Below are 20,357 nucleotides of genomic sequence, written 5' to 3' on the forward strand. Positions count from 1 at the left end.
GTGAGGCGGTATAGGCCGGAGCCCTTCCTGAGATGTTCGTGTTTGGTTCATTGATGCTGCCGCGAAAACCGGCAGCGGCGCTGAGCGTTTTGCTGTTGTGCCTGTGCGCGCTCGTTTCGGTCAGCGCACTTGGGCAAAGCCTCGACTATCGTGAACCGGGCAAGGCGCCGCCATCCTGGGCGCAATTTGCCAAGCTCGTGCAGTATCGCTTCGAGAGCTGGATCGAGGCCGACGACCCGGCGGCAAATCGCTTCCGCGCTTACATCAAGGAGCACGCCGGGCAGGAAGACGGCCTGCCGCCCTCGATGGTTGTAAAAGCTTGGCTCAATCCGGACGGCACGGTGGAACGGGTTTCGTTCGCGCCGCTGACGGACGCGCAGGCCGACGCCGACCTGCGGACCATTCTCACCCGCCGCAATATCGGCGAAGCACCGCCGCCGGAAATGTTGCAGCCTCTCAACCTGCGCTTCTCGCTCAATCTCAAGAAGTGAGCAGTGTGTGAGCCTCGCTCGATGGTCATCCCTCGCGCGACGATCGCGCCGGTGGGTCGCGGCGCGCGTGCTCTGGAGGTCCCTTCCATCCGGTCTTTCGATCCGATAATGATCGCCGGCCAAGCCATCGACGCGCGATGATGATGACGATCGACACATTCATATCTGGTCCAGGTGGTTGTCTCGGCGGGGATCCCGTCCGAAGCGCCCGGGAGAGCCGCGAGCTGAAGCGGCGACGACTGATCGGCGCCTCTACTGCGTTGGTGATCGCCGGAATATACGCGGCGGCAGCGCAGGAGCGCCAGCCGGCCGAAAGCCCCGCGCCGATCGTGTTCCACATCCCCTCGCAGCCCTTGGCGAACGCGCTGCAAAGCTACGGCGAGCAAGCCGGCGTGCAGGTTCTCTACGAAAGCCGCGCCGCCGCCGGCCAGCGGTCGATTGCGGTGGACGGAAGCTTCACGCGCGAAGAGGCGCTGAACCGGCTGCTGACCGGGACAGATCTCACTGTCCGTTACACGCGGCCGGATGCCATTACGCTTGCCCCCCGGGTTTCCGAGCGGGACATCCCTCCAGCGAGCCCGTTCGCCAGCGCGGATCTGTCGCTGGGTACACTCCACGTGCGTGCGAGCGGTGAGGAAGATGACCGAAGCTCGCTGCGCGATTACAGCGAGAGCATTCAGGCCGATATTCAAAGAGCACTGCAGAAGAACGCCAGGACCCGCGGCGGGACCTATCGTGCCGTTCTCGATCTCTGGATCGATCCCTCCCGGACCATTCAGCGCACCCAGCTCTTCCAATCGACCGGCGATGCGGATCGCGACGCCGCCGTGGCGGCGGCGCTGCACGGCGTTGTCATTAGCCGTCCGGCGCCGGCCAACATGCCGCAGCCGGTGCGCGTGGCCATTGTCGTGAGGTCCGCACAATGAAATCCGGCGAGCCCGGCGGAGAGCAGGCCGTCCGGATGATCTCGACAGCCTCACCTTTTTATCCTGATGATCCCAGCGCCTGGGCCTGGGGCGAGGTGCTTCGCCTGCTGCTCGCGCCGATTATCGTCACCATGCTTTTCGTTGGCGGGATTTATTGGATCAAATGGCAGTTGCCGTCGGGCCGATCGGGGCAGGACCAGGCTTCGACGGTTCAGGTCCGTCTGCTGCCGCGTCCGGGCCCCGAGCCCGTTCCGGTGTCGGAAATCTCGCCGCCCAGCCTCGCGCGCGTTGCCGCGCAAACCGATGATGCGGCGGACCGGCCGGATAAGCCCATCGAGGATGCCGCCGTCACGCCGGTGCCCTCCGCGCCCGCCGCCGCGGAAGCTCCGGCGGTGATCAGTCGCCCGGTCGCCTCCGATGGTCCGCCCAATGTCGCCGCCATCAAGTTCAGGCAGGACCTGCTGCGCCACGTCGCGCGCTATCAGCGTTATCCCAAGGCGGCCCGCCGCGAACGGCTCTATGGATCGGTCGATACGATATTCTCGATGCGAAGGGATGGGACGGTTCTGGGGGTCTGGGTCAGAAGCAGTTCGGGACAGCCGATCTTTGACAAGGAAGCCGTGGATACGATCTGGCGAGCGCAACCGCTGCCAGCCGTTCCCTCCGACCTGCCGGATCCATTGACTGTCGAAACCACGCTGGTGTTCGAACCGTCCTGAGGTCTACCCGATACTGATACGGCTCACCACGGCCCGCGGCATATTTCGCGGTTGCAGCGTACCGTCATAAATGTGTTGTGCACGCTCGTTACGAACAAATCCGTCCGGGGGACGAGGCCTAAGCTTCGCGGGGACGGCGTGTGGGGGTTAGCAAGACGTGGCTGATATCAACCGCGTGCGATTGCGCGGCCAGCTTGTCGAGAACTACGAGAATCTCGTCAGGAAGCTGACCAGGCGCTTAGGGTCGTCGGATTTCGCCTACGAGGCGCTGCACGAGACGTTCCTGCGGCTTGATCGGGTGACGGACGCTGCGCCGGTCCGCAGCCCGGCGGACTACATTTTCCGGATCGCGATCAACATCGCAAAGGACCGCCGGAAGGCGCAGAATCGCCGTGTAAGCCCCGCGGAAGTCGATGCGTTGCTCGACATCTCCGATGAAAAGCCGGACCCGGCCCGGGTTGTCGAGGCGCGCTCGGAGATCGAAGCCTTCAAGCGGGCGCTGGCCGGACTGCCGGCGCGCCCGCGCGAGGTTCTGTACAGCATCTCAGTGGAGGGGCAGTCTGCGCAGCAGGTCGCCGCGCGCCTCGGCGTCAGCCTCCGCACCATCGAGAGCGACCTGAAGCTGGCAGTGACCCATTGTGCGGATTGTCTTGACTACAAGTTGATCCGTCGTCTTGGGGGCCCGCGCCCCCGTTCATAACCAAGTAGGCGACGTGGCGGTGTGGCTTCGCGTCTGCCGGCCTTGCGGCCGACCTCAGGGCCGGGAGCGCGAGGCAGGCTGTTTGGCCGAAGTCGCCGGCTCAAGTCGTGCTGGATTTTTCCACTGGTGTAGGGTTTTTCTGCGGGATCAGCAGCGTTCGATCGTCTATCAGAAGAGGGCCTGCGGTGACTCGGTGGACGTGGAGCCTCTGCAGGCATTTGAATGGAGCGGCAACATAGATTGCGGCGATATCGGGAAGGCAATTGCGATGGGCAGCAAAAGCGCAACCATCAATTTGGTCGTTGAGGTGAATCGCGGCGAACCGAAAGATATCCTGTCGGCGCTGCCCGCTGCGGCTGTTGGGCGGCGGCTGCCTGCAATTGATCTCCCGAATTGACACGATCGTCCGGTCCAATCCTCATGCACTCCTCGGCGCGGGGGCTTTCGTTTGGCTGGTAAGGCAATGAGCATTCAATGATGATCATGCCCCCTACATCGGCGCGTGATCCGCTGATCGAGGAAGCGCTCGACTGGATCGTGCGGCTCAAGACCGGAGCGCCGACGCAGGCTGACCTGGACGCGCTGCAACGCTGGCGCCGGCAAAGCGAGGCGCATGAGGAGGCTTTCAGGGCAGCGGCGCGGCTTTACCATCACGCAGGGATTGCGGCGCAAGAGCTCAATGCCGAGCAGGCCGCCCGCGGCGCGGTGCTGGTCCAGCGTACTCCCCCACTGCTCGCGCGTCGCGCCATCCTGACCGGAGCGGTTGCCGCGGCGGCCGGCTACGTCATCGTGCGGCCTCCGCTTGGGCTGTGGCCTTCGTTCGAGGAGTTGTCGGCCGACTACCGGACTGGGAAGGGCGAGCAGCGCAAGGTCCTGGTGACGCCCGATATCTCGCTGGAATTGAACACGCAGACCAGCATCGCCTTGCGGCCCGTACCGAATGAGACCCGGATCGAGCTGATCTCAGGGGAGGCTTCGGTCGCCGCGAAGACATCTTCGTCGAAGCCGCTGGTGATGCTGGCTGGGACAGGCCAGATGACAGCCTCCCAGGCCAGCTTCAACGCGCGGTGTTTCGATCGGGTCGTCTCGGTGACCTGCATCGACGGCATAGTGTCCGTCGAGCAGGGCGGCAAGTCCGTGCAGCTCGAGGCGAAGCAACAGGTCAGCTATTCGGATGCCGGATTGCAGCCCTCGACCGCCGTCGACGTCGGCCAGGTATCGGCATGGCAGACGGGACTATTGATCTTTCGCGATCGTCCGCTGGCCAGCGTCGTCGACGAGATCAATCGCTACCGGTCTGGAAAAATCATCATCACCAGCTCCGATCTCAAGGGCCGGCTCGTCAACGGCACTTTTCAGCTCGATAAGCTCGATAATTTCGTCGGCCAGGTCGAGCAGCTCTTTGGCGCCAGGATCACCCACCTGCCGGGCGGCGTCGTACTCCTGAGCTGAGCGGCAGAGGCGATGCGCCCGCCTTTCCGCAACTTCCTAAAAGACCATTAAATTTTTCTGCGTCCTGCAAAAAAATTTGCGGGTTAGCACTCTGCCGGTCGTCTTTGGAATAAGGCCACACGAAGGCGGCGTTCCTGCCGTGCTCGCGCGCGCCCTCCGAAAACGAGCGACTGCAAGTGCGAATTCGAACCGGCAATAACAGTAATCCGCGGCGTCAAAGCCGGCCTTCGCTGCATCTGGCTGCGGCGACCATGATGGGCTGTCTCGCGGCGACCGCTCCGGCTGCCGCAAGGCAGGTGGCCGAAGCCGCAACCCCTGCGGCGGATACGGCGGATGCGCAAAAGCCGGCTGCCCCTGCCCAGAAAGGCGGCGCGTCGACACAGAAGGCTGCTCCGGCGCAACATTTCGATATCGACGATTTCGCGGTGCAGGGAGCGGACGCGCTGCCGCAGATCGAGATCGAGAAGGCGATCTATCCATTCCTCGGTCCCAACAGGACCGCTGATGATGTCGAGAAGGCGCGCGCGGCGCTCGAAAAGGCCTATCACGACAAGGGTCTTCAAACGGTCAGCGTCGCGGTGCCGCAACAGAACGTGGCCGGCGGCACGGTGATCCTCAAGGTGACGGAGCTGAAGGTCGGCCGGCTGCGGGTCAAGAACTCGCGCTATTTCGATCTCGACAAGATCAAGCAGGGCGCGCCTTCGCTGAAAGAGGGGACTGTGCCTAATTTTGGCGATGTCACCAAGGACATCGTCTCGCTCAATCAGTGGCCCGACCGCCGGGTGACCCCGGCACTGCGCGCTGGCGTGACCCCGGGGACGGTCGACGTCGATCTCAACGTCGAGGACACCGCGCCCATTCATGGCAGCCTCGAACTCAACAATCGGCAGTCGCCGAGCACCACGGCGGAGCGCATCGTTGGGACGGTGCATTACGACAATCTCTGGCAACTCGGGCACTCCTTCAGCTTCACCTACCAGGTCGCGCCGGAGCGGCGGAAGGATGCCGAGGTCTTCTCGGCCTCTTATCTGGCGCGCGTGCCCGGCGTCGATTGGCTGAGTTTCCTGACCTACGGCGTGAAGTCGGACAGCAGCGTCGCGACCGTCGGCGGCACCAACGTGGTCGGCCCCGGCGAGATCGTCGGCGAGCGTGCGGTCATCACGCTGCCGACGCGCGATCACCTGTTCCACACGCTCTCGATCGGCGCCGATTTCAAGCATTTTGATCAGACGGTCAGCCTGGGGACCGACGGTTTCTCTTCGCCGGTCACCTACTATCCGATGGTCGCGAGCTACAGTGCGACCTTTCAGCTCGACAAATCAACGACGCAGATGAACGCGTCGCTCACCTACAATCTGCGGACGCCGAGCAGCTCGCTCCAGGAATTCGACAACAAGCGCTTCAACGCCTCGCCCAACTTCACGCACTTCAACCTCGACGTTTCACATACCCAGGAACTGCCCGAAGGCGTCCAGCTCTACGGCAAGGTGCAGAGCCAATTGGCCGACGGGCCGCTGGTATCGAGCGAGCAGTTCAGCCTCGGCGGTCTCGACACCGTTCGCGGCTATCTGGAATCCGAGGTGCTCGGCGACAACGGCGTGGCCGGCTCGATCGAGCTGCGCAGCCCCGACGTCGGCGACGTCCTGCAAAAGAATCTCAAGAATGAGACCGGCCAGGGAGCGCCGCGTTTCAACACCTTCAACGAATGGCGCTTCTTCGTGTTCACCGATGCAGGCCAGGCGATGGTGCTTAAGCCGCTTCCCGATCAGGTGTCGCACTTCGAGGAGTGGAGCTACGGGCTCGGCACACGCTTCAAGTTCTTTGATCACATCAACGGCATGGTCGTCGGCTCGATGCCGATGATCAGCCAGGCTTACACCCGCGCCAACAACCCGCGCGTGAATTTCCGGATCTGGGGTGAATTCTGATGACAATGGGCTGGGACATCGTGTTGCGCGCGTGCTGCGCCTCGCTTCGGCGGAAGGCTGCGAGGGCTGTATCTGGCTTGCTGTTGGGCCTTGTGGCCGCGATGACGCTGTCGCCATCGCCGGCAAAGGCCTGGTGGAACGACGAGTGGCAGCTTCGCAAGAAGATCACCATCGATACCAGCGCGGCCGGCGGCAACATCACCGATCAGATCGGCAGCACGGCCGTGCTGGTGCGGCTGCATGCCGGCAATTTTCGCTTCGCTGCGACGAAGGATGACGGCAGCGATCTGCGCTTCGTGTCTGGCGACGACAAGACGCCGTTGAAATTTCACATCGAACGCTACGACCCGCTGCTCGCGGAGGGGCTGGTCTGGGTCGCGGTCCCCAATCTTGCGCCCGGCGCCAAGACAGACATCTGGCTCTACTACGGCAACAAGAAAGCGGTATCCGTCGCTGACGCGAAGGGAACGTATGATCCCGACATGCTGTTGGTCTATCACTTCAACGAGCGGGGCACGCCGGCCCTCGACTCGTCGGTATGGACCAACAATGCGCAAAGTGCGGGACAGCCGGCTGAAGGCGCGCTGATCGGCACCGGGTTGCGTCTGGATGGGACCAAGCCGCTGACGTTGCCCGCCTCGCCATCGCTCGCGCTTGCCGACAATTCCGCCTTCACCTGGTCCGCCTGGATCAAGCCGGCGGCGCTGCAGCCCAGTGCGGCCGTCTACAGCCGCCGTGATGGCGCCAATGCCCTCGTGATCGGGCTCGATAACGGCGCTCCATTCGTCGAGGTCACCAATGCGGGCAGCGTGCAGCGGAGCGGGGCCGGTGCACCGGTCGCGCCGAATGGATGGCATCATCTCGCTGTGCTCGCGAGCAACCGGCAGATCACGGTCTATCTCGACGGCGCGCCCTATGGGTCGCTGAATGCAGCCATACCCGCGCTCAACACTGTCGCATTGGTCGGGGGGGACACGTCGACCTCCAGCGCTGCCCCGACCTCGCCGGCGACGGCGCCTGCCGCGGCCGCCCAACCTGACAGCCCCGGGGCGGCGGCCGCGGACGGGGGCGCCACCGCTGCACCGGCGCCCGATGCGGCGGCTGCGGCCGCTCCGGCTGCAGGGCAGATGGCCGGCTACGTCGGCGATATCGATGAACTGCAGATCAGCAAGGCCGCGCGTCCGGCGGGCTTCGTTAGGTTTGCTGCCCTCGAGCAAGGTCCGGAATCCTCGAAGCTGATGTCCTTCAGCGTCGATGAGGAAACCGCGAGCTGGCTGTCGGGCTATTTCGCGGTGATCCTGAAATCGGTCACTCTCGACGGCTGGGTGGTCATCGGCCTGCTCCTTGTGATGGCCGCGATTAGCTGGGTCGTGATGGTCGACAAGGCCTCTTACCTGAACAAGCAGGCGAAGGCGAACGCGCAATTCATGAAGGGTTTTCGCGAGATCGCGGCCGATCTCACCATGCTTGATCGCGGCGATGCGGACGAGGTTTCAACGCTTGGCGGACGGCTGACCGAGGCAGATGCCAAGATGATGCGGGCCTCCTCGCTCTACCGCATCTATCACATCGGTGCTGCCGAACTTCGCCACCGCTTCGATGGACGCGACGGGCCGCTGGTGCTCTCGGCCGCTTCGATCGCGGCCATCCGCGCCGCGCTCGACAGCGGCGTGGTCAAGGAGATGCAGCGCCTCAACCGCCTCATGGTGGTTCTGACCATCGCGATCTCCGGCGGCCCGTTCCTCGGCCTGCTCGGCACCGTGGTGGGCGTCATGATCACCTTCGCGGCGATCGCGGCCAGCGGCGATGTCAACGTCAACGCCATCGCGCCGGGCATCGCGGCCGCACTGGTCGCCACCGTCGCGGGCCTCGGCGTCGCGATCCCGGCTCTGTTCGGCTACAACTACCTGATCTCCCGCATCAAGGATCTGACTTCCGACATCCAGGTCTTCGTCGACGAGTTCGTGACGAAGATGGCCGAGTACTACTCCGCCGATCGGCCCGATCCGATGCCGCATCAGATGGCGGCGGAGTAGCGCGATGCAGATCCAGAGCGAAGCCAAGCCGTATGACGACATTAACATCACGCCGATGTTGGACCTCGCCTATGTGCTTCTGGTGATCTTCATCATCATGACGACGGCGACGGTGCAGGGCCAGAAGGTCAACCTGCCCAAGGCTTCGGCCGCGCCGAGCCTTGCGACCCAGACCACGAAGGCGATCACGGTTGCCAACGACGGCAAGATCTTCCTGGACACCATTCCAGTCACCTTGCCCGAGCTCGAGCAGCGGCTGATCCAGCAGAAGGCGCTCACGCCGGAATTCCCGGTCGTGCTGCGCGGCGATGCGCAGGCGCAATACCAGAGCGTGATGGATGTGCTGGACCTTCTGGGGCGCATCGGCCTCACCCAGGTCGGGCTTGCGACGAAACCGCTTGTGAAATGACCGAACCGATGCGGACCGCCGAGATCACGCAATTGTCGCTCCACGGTCGCGCGCCCCGCCGGACCCTGTGGTCGCGGCTGCGCGAGATTGTGCTTGCAGTGGGCTCAAGGTGCGTTGGGCGTCGGAATGAAGATACCGCATCCCCTGCGTTCGGTCGTTCCGCTCAGTCTGATGCTTCGGAACAGTGCGGCACCGCGGTGCTACCGTTTCCAATTCGCGGCGAAGCGGTGCTGGTCAGGTTGGCACATACTCTGCGCAGCCGCCTTGGCGATGCGGATCTGGATGGCGATCCGCTGCTGCTCACGATCGCCCGCGGCGCGCAAGCTCGCCTGACGATCGACCAGGCCGCCTATGTGGAATTTTGCCGGGAGTGGCCCGGCTTTCACGTAGCGATCGAGGCGGCGCCGAGCACGACGGTGTCTCTCAGGACCGCCGATTTCGATATCGTCGTTGGTTTCGTGCTGCACTATCTCGGCGAGAAGCTCGGGACGTCCGCAAGGCTTGAGGCCGCATCATGAGCCGCTTGGCCAGGGACCAAGAGCATTTCATGGCGCGCCGCGACGCCGCCTCAACGGCCGTGCCCGACAGTCCGCAGACCGGGCTTGATCCCGGCGTTGCGCCAAATCCGCCGCGGCCAGGGCGCGAGCGACGCTCCTACCTGCGTTACGGCGCCGGGCTGGCGGTGCTCGCCGTTCTATTTGGCAGCGCCGGCTACTTCTTCTTCGGCCATGACGACATGCCGCCACCGCGCCAGGTGCGTGAGCTCACCATCGTCAACATCGTGCCGCCGCCGCCACCTCCGCCACCACCACCGCCGCCCGAGCAGAAGATGATCGAGCAGCCGAAGATGGCGGAGCAGGAGTTCAAGGAAGACAAGCCGCTCGAAAAGCCGAAGGATGAACCAGTCAAGGACGCCAAGAACGAGGAGCCGCCCGGGCCGCTGTCGCTCGATGCCAAGGCTGTTGGCCCAGGCGATCTGTTCAACCTCGGCGGCAAGCCGGGCGGCAGTCCCTATGGAGGCGGAGGCGGCGGCAGCCGCTTCGGCTGGTACGCCTCCATGGTGCAAACGCAAATCGAGGCGGCACTGCGTGCCAATCCAAAGACCCGCAACGCGGTGATGCAGGTGCAGATCCGATTGTGGGCCGACAGTTCGGGGCGCGTCAGCAAAATCCAGTTGGTCTCTTCAACCGGCGATGCCGAACTGGACGCCGTGATCCGCAACGATGTGTTCGCTAGCCTCACGCTGCGCGAGCCGCCGCCGAAGGATATGCCGATGCCGATCAACACCCGCGTCACCGCGCGGCGGCAAGGCTGATCAGGGGCAATCCAACAACAAGAAATGTGTCGTGATAACTGGGGGTTCTATGTTTAGGAAGAAGACAGACGCAGATTGGCGCGCAATTCCGGTCGCGGTCTCGCTCTGTGCGCTCACCTGTGCGTCGCCGGCGTTCGGCCAAAGCGCGAGGGATCCTGACGCGCCGGCGAAACAGGCCGACTCGAAGCGGCCGAAAGTGTCGAGCACCAAGCCGACTTCTCCGAACGCGACCGTCAATCTGGTCAACCTGCTGGTCAAGCAAGGCGTGTTGAAGCAGGACCAGGCCGACGACCTGATCAAGCAGGCCGAGGACGAGGCCTATGTGGCGCGGCAGGCGGCCAAGGACGCCAGTGCCAAAGCCGACGATGCCACGAAAGCGGCGAGTGCCGCGGCCGCTGCGGCGCAGCCACCGGGAACGCGCCATGTCACCTACGTGCCCGAGATCGTCAAGCAGCAGTTGCGCGACGAGATCAAAAAGGAGGTCATGGCCAAGGCCGAGAAGGAAAACTGGGCCTCGCCCGGCGCCTATCCGGAATGGGCGCAGCGCATCCATTTCTATGGCGACGTGCGCATGCGCTATCAGGGCAGCTACTTCCCGGCCGGCAACGACCAGGCGGACGCGATCAACTTCAATGCGATCAACACTGGTTCGCCCTACGATATCAGCGGGGCCAACGGCACCTGGTGGCCCACTTATAATGCGACGCAGAACCGTGACCAATTCAAGCTCCGCGGTCGATTGGGCATGGAGGCGGACTTGACATCCGGCTTTACGGCCGGCTTTCGCATCGCGACCGGCGACAGCAGTTCGCCAGTGTCCACCAACCAAACGTTGGGAAACAGCGGCGGCAACTTCTCCAAGTACTCCTTGTGGCTTGATCGTGCCTATCTGAACTACGCCACATGGGACAAAGACCTCTCGATCTCCGCCGGCCGCTTCGACAATCCGTTTTGGTCGCCGACGGACCTCGTCTGGTATAAGGAGATTGGCTTCGATGGCTTTGCAATCCAGGCGAAGCACGAAGTGGCTGAAGGTTACACGCCGTTTGCGGTCATTGGCGCGGCTCCGGTCTTCAACACCGACTTCAACGCCGGCATCAATCTCGATACGCAGGGGGTCGGCGCGCCGACCAAGCTGCCGAGCCACGACAAGTGGCTGTTTGGCGGTCAGGTCGGCTTCGACGCCAGGTTCAACGCCGACTATTCCTTCCGACTCGCCGCGGCCTATTACGATTTCAGCGGCGTGCAGGGACAGGAATCGAGCGTCTGTACCGTGACGTCGGCATCCGATGTTTGCGACACCGACTACACCCGGCCATCCTTCGCGCAGAAAGGAAACAGCTACTTTCCGCTGCGCAACATCGCATCGATCTCAGCGAACAATTTCGGCCAGGGACCCGGGCTGTATCAATATTTTGGTCTCGCCAGCCAGTTCAGGCCGGCCGTCGTCGGCGCCGAGCTGGACATCGTCGAGTTCAATCCCGTCCACATCATTCTGGACGGCGAATATGTGGTCAATACGGCCTTCAACAAGGCCTACATGCAAAGCCTTGCGGCGCAGGGACTCCTCTGGAACAACTTTGGGCCGAGCCCAAATCCGGCCAATCGCGTACCAGGACCATTCACCGGCGGCAATCAAGGCTGGCTCGGCAAGATCACCGTAGGCAACAAGGAGATCAAGCATCTCTGGGACTGGAACGTCCATGCGGGCTACAAGTATCTGGAGTCCGACGCCATGATCGATGCGTTCGTGGATTCAGATTTCGGGCTCGGCGGCACCAATCTCAAGGGCTACTTCCTCGGCGGCAATCTCGGCCTCAGCGAAAACGTCTGGGCTTCGCTGCGTTGGATGAGCGCCAACAATATCGGCGGCGTTCCCTATGCCGTTGACGTGCTCCTGGTCGACGTCAACGCCCGGTTCTGATCATGCGCATCCGTTTCAACCTGATCGTGTTGGCGGCCGCAACATTGTTCACGACCGGCGCGTTCGCCAACGATGAAGCCGATAAGCTGCGCGAGGCGCTGCGCAGCGCCACCATGCAAACCCGCGCGCTGGAGGATCAGCGCGCGGCCCTGCAGGCGAAGGTCGCGGAAGCGGAGAGGCAGATCGCTGCCGCGAAAGCAGAGGCCGAGGCCGCGAAGGCCCAGGCGAAAAAGATCGAAAAGGAACATCGTGAGGCGGTCGAGGAATTCAATCAGCGCCTCGCCGAACGCGACCAGACTCTGGACAAATGGAAAACAGCTTACGAAGAAGCTGCCACCGTCGCGCGGACCAAGGATGCGGAGCGCGCCAAGTTCGAGAGTGAGGCCAACACCTACAAGGCCAGCACCAAGAGTTGCGTGGCCAAGAACGACACGCTGGTGAAGGCGGGCCGCGATCTCGTGCAGCGTTATAAGGCTGTCACAATCGGCGATGCTATTGTGGCCCATGAGCCAATGCTTCAACTGCGGCGTGTCGAAGTCCAGAACCAGTTGCAGGAAGGCGATGACAAGTTCCTCGATCAGAAGGTGAGCCCATGAGCGATGCATCCATCCTGAAACTGACACGGCCGGCAGGCATCGCCGTCGTCGCGGCGATGGTCTGTTGTTCAACGCTTGCAGCGCCCGCCCAAACACCGGCGCCGCCCGCGCCGCGCGCCGCTCCGGTCCCGGCTAAGCCAAAGCAGGCCGTGGCCGCGCCGGCGCAGAACGCGCCGGCCGCAGCGCCCGCAACCGCGACGCAAGGCCTCGCCGCCGGCAAGATCGCCGACAACGGTGATGTCGTCGCGCGCGTCGGCAACACCAATATCTCGGCGGCGGATGTTCGTTCCTATGTCGCCGCGCTGGCGCCGCGGGAACAGGCCGCGCTGGAGAAAGACCCGGCACTGCTCAGCCAGGCTGTGCGGCTACTGCTGACCAACCGGCTTGTCCTGCAGGAAGCGCAGGAGAAGAAGTGGGACCAGCAGCCGGCGGTCGCAGCACAACTCGACCGGATTCGTGAAGGCGCCCTGGTCGAACTCTATCTGCAGGCCATAACCGTGCCGCCCGCGAACTTCCCGAGCGATGAAGAGGTGCAGAAGGTCTATGATGCCAATCGCGCCGCGATGCTGGTGCCGCGGCAATTTCAGCTCGCGCAGATTTTCGTCGCCGTGCCCAAGGATGCCGACAAGGCGACGGACGACAAAGCCAAGCAGCAAATCGACGAGATCGCGCGCAAGCTGAAGGCGCCAGGCGCCGATTTTGCGGCGATCGCAAGTGCCAGCAATGAGGCGAAGGATAGCGGCGACCTGGGCTGGCTTGCGGAAACGCAGATTCGCCCCGAAATCCGCAACCAGGTGATGGGGCTCGCCAAGAACACAGTGTCCGAGCCGATCAAGCTCGACGATGGTTGGCACATTCTCAAGCTGATCGACACCAAAGCTTCGTACACGCGCACGCTGCCTGAGGTTCGCGACCAGCTCGTGCAGCAAATGCGGGCCGAGCGCGCGGCGATGTTGCGGCGTGCTTATCTGGCCGAGCTGCAAAAGCAGCATCCGCCGGTGCTCAATGAGCTTGCGCTGTCCGGCCTGTTCGACAACTCGAAGAAATAACCAAGCCGAAAGTGATCATCATGTCCGATATCGTTACCAAGCTCACGCTCGACGGCCTGCGCGAGACCTTTCAGAGCGCTGGCTACCGCATCGAGACCCTGACCGATCCGGTTGCCAATGTGCAATATCTGCGGTCCGCCACCTCGGGCCTCGCGTTCGACATTCGGCCCGGCAATCGCTTTGCCGGCGAAGAGCAAAGCTTTGCGGATGTCACGCTGGTTGCACCGTTGCAGGTTCAGGGCGATCTCCCGCTCGATCTGGTCAATCGCTGGAACGCGACGCGCCGGTTTGGCCGGTTGCAGCTCAGTCATCCGTTCCTGGTGTTCTGCCTCGACATCTGTGTCGCCGGCGGCGTGGCTCCAAACAATCTGCGCGCACAGATCGAGATTTGGGACCGCCTGGTGCAGGAGCTGATCGGCTATCTGCGCGAGGAACTGTCCAAGCTCGGCGCCGCCATGGCCGCCGCTGCGCCGACAGCGCAGCCTTCCGGAAACGCCGAGGAGCCGGCGCACCAGCGTGCAAAGTTGGAGGCATCGCCGACCATTCAGTGATTGCGAGGGTGCCGCTGGGCGCGGCCCTTTGGCCGAGACCGGAGGCTGATGGGATTGCCACATGAACGGAAACGGCGTGTTGCGATGGCGGGCTTTGTTCGGCTGGCTCGGTGCGGTGAGCGGTATGCTTACGGTTGCGCCGGGCCCGGCCGGCGCCGCCACCGGCGATGCTCCACAGAGCGCTTACCGGCCTGCGGTCGTCGCTCCGGCGGCGTGGCACGCCTTCGCCAGGCAACTGCAGACCCGTTTCCAGGAAGAGCTCTCGGCTGAAGATGTGGTGCGGCGGTTTCAGGATGAGATGGCAAGACGTGGGCGCAGCGCGGAGACGGCCGTTGACGTCGTGACGGTGCAGGCCTGGATCACGTCGGATGGTCGCATCGAGAGGGTCGAGTTCGGGCAGATCGACCCTGGTCTTGCGATGCGGCTCCGTGCACTCCTGAACCGGGCCAATGTTGGCGCGCCGCCCTCCGACATGCTGCAGCCTGTGCATCTACGCCTTTCCCTTAAGCCGAAGGAACGGCCTGGGCAGGGGCAGTAGGATGACAGGCGCAAGATCTCATCCGCTGCTGATACGCAGGGCGCGTCTGTGCTCCGCGATCGTATTGGCATTAGTGCTCGCGGCGGGTGAGGCCGGGACGACGTTCGCGGAATCGGCGCCGACCGATTCATTTGCGACGCGCTTCGCTGCCGCCGAAACGGCGCCATCCGCGCCCGCCGCGCCGATGGTTTCTTCCCCCGAGCCTCCAAGGAACGTTCTGCGTGGTGCGGTTGCAATTGCGACACCCACCCCAAGCGGGGCCGACGCACGCAGCCACTATCGCAGCCTGATCGAGAAGGAAGCGGCCCAAAGCGGACTTGCACCGGAGATCGCCGAGGCGGTGATGGCGGTGGAGAGCGGCGACAATCCCGCCGCTGTCGGAGGCGCCGGGGAGATCGGATTGATGCAGATCCTGCCGTCCACCGCGCGCATGCTCGGGTTCAGCGGCACGCTTGCCGATCTTGCCGTGCCGGAAACCAACATCCACTATGGCGTGACCTATCTCGCCCAGGCATGGCGTCTTGCGGGCGGCGATCTCTGCACCGCTGTGATGAAATATCGCGCCGGTCACGGCGAAACGCGGTTTTCGTTCCTCTCGGTCAATTACTGTCTTGCGGTGCGTTCCAAACTGATGGCGCGAGGTTTTCCCGTCACAGGCCGCGTGCCGGTCGCCACCTTTGGCGAGCCGGCAAGGGGCGGATGTGGGCGCAAATGCGTCGGCATAGCGAGGGTAGGACAGGTGAACCTCGCCGCGCTGAACAGTCAGTTGAGCGCACTCGTTGTTCAGGTTCGAGCCGGACGATAGCGCAAGATCGCGTGCCCGCTCATGGAGCTGGCGCTGTATTGGCACGTCCTGTTGTTGTTGCCGACGGGCGCAGCAAGGAGCATTGCAATGAGAGACATTGTTGTTCTTGCAATTGCTTTTCTCGCGTTGGCCGTAGCGCCTGTTCAGGCCGAGGAGCGAACGCCGCTGCCTGAGATCATCATCGGCGCGCCGGCGCACGCCGACGACAATGCTAACAAGCAGCCGGCCGCCCGCGGCGCATCGAGTGGCACGGCGACCGAAAAGTTGGAGCGCTGCGTCGATGTCGTGATCGGCGGCGAAAAATCCTTTGGCTGCATGAACGAGAAGCTCAAGCGCGAGGTGGATCGGGTCAATCCGCCCGTCCTCAACGTTCCGCCGATCGATGCCAGATCCTCGGACCTCAAGGTCGGCACCCTCAATGTGCCGGCTGTCCAGCAGCAATATGGCAGGAACTTCGGCGTTTCCGCCTTTCCATACCGCCCGCCGCCGCCGGTCTATGTTGCGCCGGTCGGACCGACGGCGCGGCACTGAGTGCGGCCGTCGCGGTCGCCGGCGTGCGCCTTCAACCAGGTCCGTCATTTGCGAGGAGAGAAAAGCGCCGGAGCTTGGGCGTGCATCACCTCGATTCGCTCAGCTCGGCGACAGCGTCGTGCCGTAAACGACGCCCTTTTCCTTGAGCCAGCGCCGGTAGATGACTGAAGTCGCATCCGCGCGGGTTGGAATTTCCGCGCGCGGTTCGAGTGGCAGGAGTCGCGGGCGCTGGTTCTCCAGGATGATCCGGTCCTGCAGAAAGATCATCTGCTGGAATTGAACGAGGTCCGCGAGCGCGGAGGCGTTGTCGATCAGAAACATCACCGGGTGGGCTCGACATTGCCCCGGATCGAGCGGCTGTACGAACAGGCAGATCACGTCCCAACGATCGGCGGCGTTCGGACAGGTCTTGTACAGCAGCGTCGCGAACGGGGTGGCGACGCGGTACATATATTGGGTAACGATGCCGCCCGTGGCCGACAGCGCCGCCTGCGGCTGGAAGAACTCGCAATCGGTCGCCCAGACCTCATCGACATCCCTGCGGATCTCGGTGGCGTAATGCCTGACCTCGGTGTGCGGCTCGGAGCCGAGAATGTCGGTATGGACGAAAGGAAAATGGGCCATATCGAGAAAATTCTCGACGATGCGCAAGCCGGAGGCGCGCACCGTGACCGCTCCGCAGGCGACGTGGCGACGGTCAGACTCATCGGCCTCGGGGATCGCGAGGATATCGCGCTCCGGCTTGCCGAGCGAGGTCCAGAGACAGCCGTAGCGCTGGCGCGCCGGCAGCGGCTGGTCTCGGCCGGCGGCGGTGATGGCGATCTCGCCGTTAGGCCCACGCCGCGTGGTGAGATCGGTGCCCAGCAGGCGATGGTGCTTGGCCGCAACCGGAATATCGGTCAGCGCATCCAGGACGTACCATTGGTCGAGAGTGCCCGCTTCGATGGTCGTGTTCATCCCACCGCTCCGCTCTTCTTCGGCAATCGGCTTACTGCCGATAGATTCGTTGCATGATCCTGGCGTGATCGGCAAGTGAAGCCTCGATGTCGTGGCTTACGAATTCACCACGCCGGATGATGTTGCGTCCGTTGATGAAGGAATAGTCCACCTTGAACGGTCCGCACATGATCATCGCGGCGAGTGGATCGCGCTGGGTGCCGGAAAGACCAAGCTGGTTGAGGCGGACCGCGATGAAATCGGCACTCATGCCAGGCGCGAGCTGGCCGATATCGTCGCGCCCGAGCAGCCTTGCGCCGCCCAGGGTTGCCATCTCCAATGCCTCACGTGCCGACAGCGCCTTCGGACTGCCGCCGAAGCCGCCGCGCCCACCCGGCGCCTCCGAGAGATAGCGATGAGGTGCGATCCGCTGCAGCATTTGCGCGAGCCGCGCTTCGAGGAAGAGGTTGGAGGTGTCGTTGGAGGCCGAGCCGTCGACACCGAGCCCGCAGGTCACGCCGGCGTCGCGCATTTCCCGGATCTTGGCGATGCCCTGGCCGCAACGCATATTGGCCGAGGGACAGTGCACCATCCCGGTGCCGGTCTCGGCGAACTCTCGGATTTCGTCGCTGTCGAGAAAGATGGCGTGCGCAAACCAGACGTCCGGCCCGAGCCAGCCCACGGAGCTTGCGAATTCCACCGGCCGCATGCCGTAGATGTCGCGACAATAGACTTCCTCGTCCAGGTCTTCGGCGAGATGCGCATGCAGATGCACGCCATCATGGCGGCGCGCCAATTGCGCGGCTTCCTTCATCAGACCGGGCGTGACCGAGAAGGGCGAGCAGGGAGCGAGCACGATTCGGCTCATGGCGTGTCGGCCTGGATCGTGAAAGGTGTGGATCAGCCGTTCGGCGTCCGTGAGAATATCCTCCTCCTTCTCGACGCAATTGTCGGGCGGCAGCCCGCCCTGGCTCTGGCCTCGCGACATTGCCCCGCGCGCCGCGTGAAAGCGCAAGCCGAGTTCTTGGGCGGCCCGGATGGTCGAGTCGAGCCGGACATTGTTGGGCTGGATATACAGATGGTCGGAACTGGTGGTGCAGCCGGAGTGGATCAGCTCCGCCATGGCGATGCGCGCGCTGACGTAGATCGCTTCGTCATCAAGCTCTGCCCAGATCGGGTACAGCGTGGTCAGCCAAACGAACAATTCGTCATCCTGAACCATCACCCTCGTCAGGTTCTGGTACATATGATGATGGGTATTGATCATGCCCGGCATCACCAGATGTCCCGCGAGATCGAGCACCTCATCCGCGGCAAGTCCGGACAGCTCGGCGTTGCTGCCGACCGCCTCGATGACATTGTCGCGGATGAACATGACGCCATCCTTGATCTCGCGCCGTGTCTCGTCAAAAGTCGCGAGATAGTCGATGTTCTTCACGAGCAGCGTGGACATGGATCACCGCAGGTCACGATAATAGGGAATGCCAAGCGCGGCCGGCGCGGCCATAGCCTGCCGCATGCGGTGCCAGGCAACGACCGGGACGACGATGAAGGCAATGGTGCCGAGATAGGGCAGCATCGAGAGAATGGGCGCAGCGACCGGCCAATTGCGCGCCTGCCCGACGAAGCCAAGCGAGGTGATCACGCCGAACAGCAGTGCCGCGAGCACAGCATTGAGCGGGCGGTAGCCGGCGAAGATCACGAGCGCCACCGCGATCCAGCCGCGGCCGGCGACAACACCCTCGGACCACGACGGCACGAAAGCGAGCGTCAGATAGCCGCCGGCACCGGCGGCCAGCGCCGCACCCATCGTCACATACCAGAAGCGAATCTTCTGCACGGCGATGCCGGCGGCATCCGCCGCGGCGGGGTTTTCGCCGACCGCGCGCAGGTTGAGACCATGGCGGGTCCTGAACATCAGGAAATGAATGAGCAAGGGCAGTACGATATAGATCAGGTAAACCAGCACGTTCTGCGTGAACAGCACGGGGCCAAGCAGCGGGATCGAGCTCAGGTAAGGCAGCGGCAGCGGGGTGAAGGTCGCAGGCGCCGGAATACCGGAATAGGCCTTGCCGACAGTGGCTGCAAAGCCCGTGCCCATCAGCGTCAGCGCCAGGCCGCACAGCACCTGGTTGGCACGCAGCAACACCGTGATCGTCGCGAAGACCATCCCGACCAGAAATCCAACGCCGAGCGCCAGCAGAAAACCCGCGGTCGGACTTTTCGTCGTCACCACCACGGCGATCCCCGTGATCGCACCTAGCGCCATCAGTCCCTCGACCCCGAGATTGACCACGCCGACGCGCTCGGCCAGCACCTCGCCAAGCGCCGCAAGCGCGAGCACGCCGCCGGCGAGGAGTGAGGTGTGCAGAATGCCCGTGACCAGGTCCATCGGATGACTGCCTTCAAGCCGGTTGGCTGCGGGTGATCTTGAAGTGCGCGAGTTCATCGCCCATCGCAGTGAAGAACAGGATCAGTCCGGTGATCGCGAGCACGGTCGAGGTATTGACGCCCTGGGTCTGCAGGACGATGCCCGAGTTCAGGATGACGGCCATCAGGGCCGCGCCGGCGAGGACGCCGATGCAGGAGCCGCGCGCGAGCACCGCCACCATGATGCCGAGATAGCCGAAATTGTTGGAGATGCCGCCCTGCAGCCGATGCACGGTGCCGGCGACCTCGAGCATGCCGGCGATGCCGGCAATCGCGCCGGACAGCAGCATCACTACGATGAGATGCCTGCGGAATGGCATGCCGGCATATTTTCCGGCCTGCGCATTGGAGCCGGCGATCCGCACCTCGTAGCCCCAGTGCGTGAAGCTGAATGCGACGGCGAGGGTGAGGGCGAGCAGCACGGCGATCGGGAAGCCCCAATGCACGAGGCCGAAAAACTCGGGCACGTCATGTTTCAACCGCGCCGTGGTCGCAAGCGCGTGGCCGCCAGGGTCGAGCCAGGGGCCGGTCGAGACATAATAAACGAGCAGCGTGGCGACGAAGTTGAGCAGCAGCGTGGTGATGAGCTCGCTGACATCGGCATAGGCGCGGGCAAGCGTCGGCACCACGATCCAGATCAGCCCGCCAAGCGCGCCGGCGACGAACATGGCCGGCAGCATCACCAGGCTGGGGCCGGGAACGAACAGCGCGACGCCGGTCGCGGCGAAAGCGCCGGCGTAAAACTGCCCCTCCGCCCCGATGTTCCAGGCGCCGATCCGTAACGCTACCGCGACTGAAAGGCCGGTGAGGATCAAGGGCGTCACCAGCAGCCCGACATCCTCGATGCCGAAGCCGGAGAAGGTCGATCGCAGCACCTGCTGGCCGAGCTTGATCGGCTGGGCACCAGCCGCGGCCAGCAGAAGTCCGGCGGTCAGAAGTGCCAGAACGATCGCGACGGCACGCGCCGCGATCGCAGCGGCAGGCGATGCTGACGGGAGTCTTTGCACGCGCAGCGCCATCC

At 63.7% G+C, this 20,357-nt stretch carries 22 protein-coding genes; 18 read left to right on the forward strand and 4 right to left on the reverse strand.

Annotation, left to right across the window (positions count from 1 at the left end; translation table 11 throughout):
* The first annotated feature begins 32 nt into the window (after positions 1-32).
* The 18 genes from P6U23_RS05750 (at position 33) to P6U23_RS05835 (ending at position 15,970) form a co-directional block, all read left to right on the forward strand.
* Positions 33-491, forward strand: a complete 459-nt coding sequence (locus P6U23_RS05750; RefSeq protein ID WP_407178605.1) for a hypothetical protein — start codon at positions 33-35, stop codon at positions 489-491.
* A 137-nt stretch (positions 492-628) separates the two neighbouring features.
* Complete coding sequence (locus tag P6U23_RS05755; RefSeq protein WP_407178606.1) at positions 629-1,417, forward strand: STN domain-containing protein; 789 nt, start codon at positions 629-631, stop codon at positions 1,415-1,417.
* Positions 1,414-2,136, forward strand: a complete 723-nt coding sequence (locus P6U23_RS05760) for an energy transducer TonB (RefSeq protein WP_407178607.1) — start codon at positions 1,414-1,416, stop codon at positions 2,134-2,136. The genes P6U23_RS05755 and P6U23_RS05760 overlap by 4 nt, the downstream gene beginning before the upstream one ends.
* 157 nt (positions 2,137-2,293) lie before the next feature.
* On the forward strand, positions 2,294-2,836 hold the full coding sequence (locus P6U23_RS05765) for an RNA polymerase sigma factor (RefSeq protein ID WP_407178608.1): 543 nt from the start codon (positions 2,294-2,296) through the stop codon (positions 2,834-2,836).
* A gap of 82 nt (positions 2,837-2,918) precedes the next feature.
* The gene (locus P6U23_RS05770) at positions 2,919-3,233 is read left to right on the forward strand and encodes a hypothetical protein (RefSeq protein ID WP_407178609.1); all 315 of its coding nucleotides are present in this window, start codon (positions 2,919-2,921) and stop codon (positions 3,231-3,233) included.
* 77 nt (positions 3,234-3,310) lie between these two features.
* Complete coding sequence (locus tag P6U23_RS05775; protein WP_407178610.1) at positions 3,311-4,288, forward strand: FecR family protein; 978 nt, start codon at positions 3,311-3,313, stop codon at positions 4,286-4,288.
* Between the two features lie 251 nt (positions 4,289-4,539).
* The gene (locus P6U23_RS05780) at positions 4,540-6,216 is read left to right on the forward strand and encodes a ShlB/FhaC/HecB family hemolysin secretion/activation protein (protein ID WP_407181344.1); all 1,677 of its coding nucleotides are present in this window, start codon (positions 4,540-4,542) and stop codon (positions 6,214-6,216) included.
* Positions 6,216-8,252: a DUF2341 domain-containing protein gene (locus P6U23_RS05785; RefSeq protein ID WP_407178611.1), complete on the forward strand. Its 2,037-nt coding sequence runs from the start codon at positions 6,216-6,218 to the stop codon at positions 8,250-8,252. Before P6U23_RS05780 ends, P6U23_RS05785 begins: the two co-directional genes overlap by 1 nt.
* A gap of 4 nt (positions 8,253-8,256) precedes the next feature.
* Positions 8,257-8,661: a biopolymer transporter ExbD gene (locus P6U23_RS05790; RefSeq protein WP_024506329.1), complete on the forward strand. Its 405-nt coding sequence runs from the start codon at positions 8,257-8,259 to the stop codon at positions 8,659-8,661.
* A gap of 227 nt (positions 8,662-8,888) precedes the next feature.
* Positions 8,889-9,179, forward strand: coding sequence for a hypothetical protein (locus tag P6U23_RS05795; protein ID WP_407178612.1), 291 nt, complete (start codon positions 8,889-8,891; stop codon positions 9,177-9,179).
* Complete coding sequence (locus tag P6U23_RS05800) at positions 9,176-9,976, forward strand: TonB C-terminal domain-containing protein (protein ID WP_407178613.1); 801 nt, start codon at positions 9,176-9,178, stop codon at positions 9,974-9,976. The genes P6U23_RS05795 and P6U23_RS05800 overlap by 4 nt, the downstream gene beginning before the upstream one ends.
* Positions 9,977-10,025: 49 nt before the next feature.
* Complete coding sequence (locus P6U23_RS05805) at positions 10,026-11,900, forward strand: putative porin (protein ID WP_407178614.1); 1,875 nt, start codon at positions 10,026-10,028, stop codon at positions 11,898-11,900.
* A gap of 2 nt (positions 11,901-11,902) precedes the next feature.
* Positions 11,903-12,496: a hypothetical protein gene (locus P6U23_RS05810; RefSeq protein WP_407178615.1), complete on the forward strand. Its 594-nt coding sequence runs from the start codon at positions 11,903-11,905 to the stop codon at positions 12,494-12,496.
* The gene (locus P6U23_RS05815; RefSeq protein ID WP_407178616.1) at positions 12,493-13,545 is read left to right on the forward strand and encodes a peptidylprolyl isomerase; all 1,053 of its coding nucleotides are present in this window, start codon (positions 12,493-12,495) and stop codon (positions 13,543-13,545) included. The genes P6U23_RS05810 and P6U23_RS05815 overlap by 4 nt, the downstream gene beginning before the upstream one ends.
* Before the next feature lie 20 nt (positions 13,546-13,565).
* Positions 13,566-14,096 (forward strand): YbjN domain-containing protein, encoded by a 531-nt coding sequence (locus P6U23_RS05820; protein WP_407178617.1) that lies wholly within the window; start codon positions 13,566-13,568, stop codon positions 14,094-14,096.
* A 61-nt stretch (positions 14,097-14,157) separates the two neighbouring features.
* Positions 14,158-14,634, forward strand: a complete 477-nt coding sequence (locus P6U23_RS05825; protein ID WP_407178618.1) for a hypothetical protein — start codon at positions 14,158-14,160, stop codon at positions 14,632-14,634.
* Position 14,635: 1 nt separating this feature from the next.
* Positions 14,636-15,439 carry a lytic transglycosylase domain-containing protein gene (locus P6U23_RS05830; protein WP_407178619.1) on the forward strand — a complete coding sequence of 268 codons (804 nt, stop codon included), beginning with the start codon at positions 14,636-14,638 and terminating at the stop codon, positions 15,437-15,439.
* 87 nt (positions 15,440-15,526) lie between these two features.
* Entirely contained in the window at positions 15,527-15,970 is a 444-nt protein-coding gene (locus P6U23_RS05835; protein ID WP_407178620.1) for a hypothetical protein, read from the forward strand.
* 99 nt (positions 15,971-16,069) lie between these two features.
* On the opposite strand, the gene P6U23_RS05840 is transcribed toward P6U23_RS05835, so the two are convergent.
* From P6U23_RS05840 to P6U23_RS05855, 4 genes are read right to left on the reverse strand one after another with little or no spacing between them, the layout of a single operon-like run.
* Complete coding sequence (locus P6U23_RS05840; RefSeq protein ID WP_407178621.1) at positions 16,070-16,927, reverse strand: aromatic ring-hydroxylating dioxygenase subunit alpha; 858 nt, start codon at positions 16,925-16,927, stop codon at positions 16,070-16,072.
* A 31-nt stretch (positions 16,928-16,958) separates the two neighbouring features.
* Positions 16,959-18,359, reverse strand: a complete 1,401-nt coding sequence (locus P6U23_RS05845; protein ID WP_407178622.1) for an 8-oxoguanine deaminase — start codon at positions 18,357-18,359, stop codon at positions 16,959-16,961.
* 3 nt (positions 18,360-18,362) lie between these two features.
* Entirely contained in the window at positions 18,363-19,298 is a 936-nt protein-coding gene (locus tag P6U23_RS05850; RefSeq protein ID WP_407178623.1) for an ABC transporter permease, read from the reverse strand.
* A gap of 13 nt (positions 19,299-19,311) precedes the next feature.
* On the reverse strand, positions 19,312-20,355 hold the full coding sequence (locus P6U23_RS05855) for an ABC transporter permease (RefSeq protein WP_407178624.1): 1,044 nt from the start codon (positions 20,353-20,355) through the stop codon (positions 19,312-19,314).
* Positions 20,356-20,357: the final 2 nt, after the last annotated feature.

The organism is Bradyrhizobium sp. STM 3562, from assembly GCF_045571435.1.
Taxonomy (GTDB): domain Bacteria; phylum Pseudomonadota; class Alphaproteobacteria; order Rhizobiales; family Xanthobacteraceae; genus Bradyrhizobium.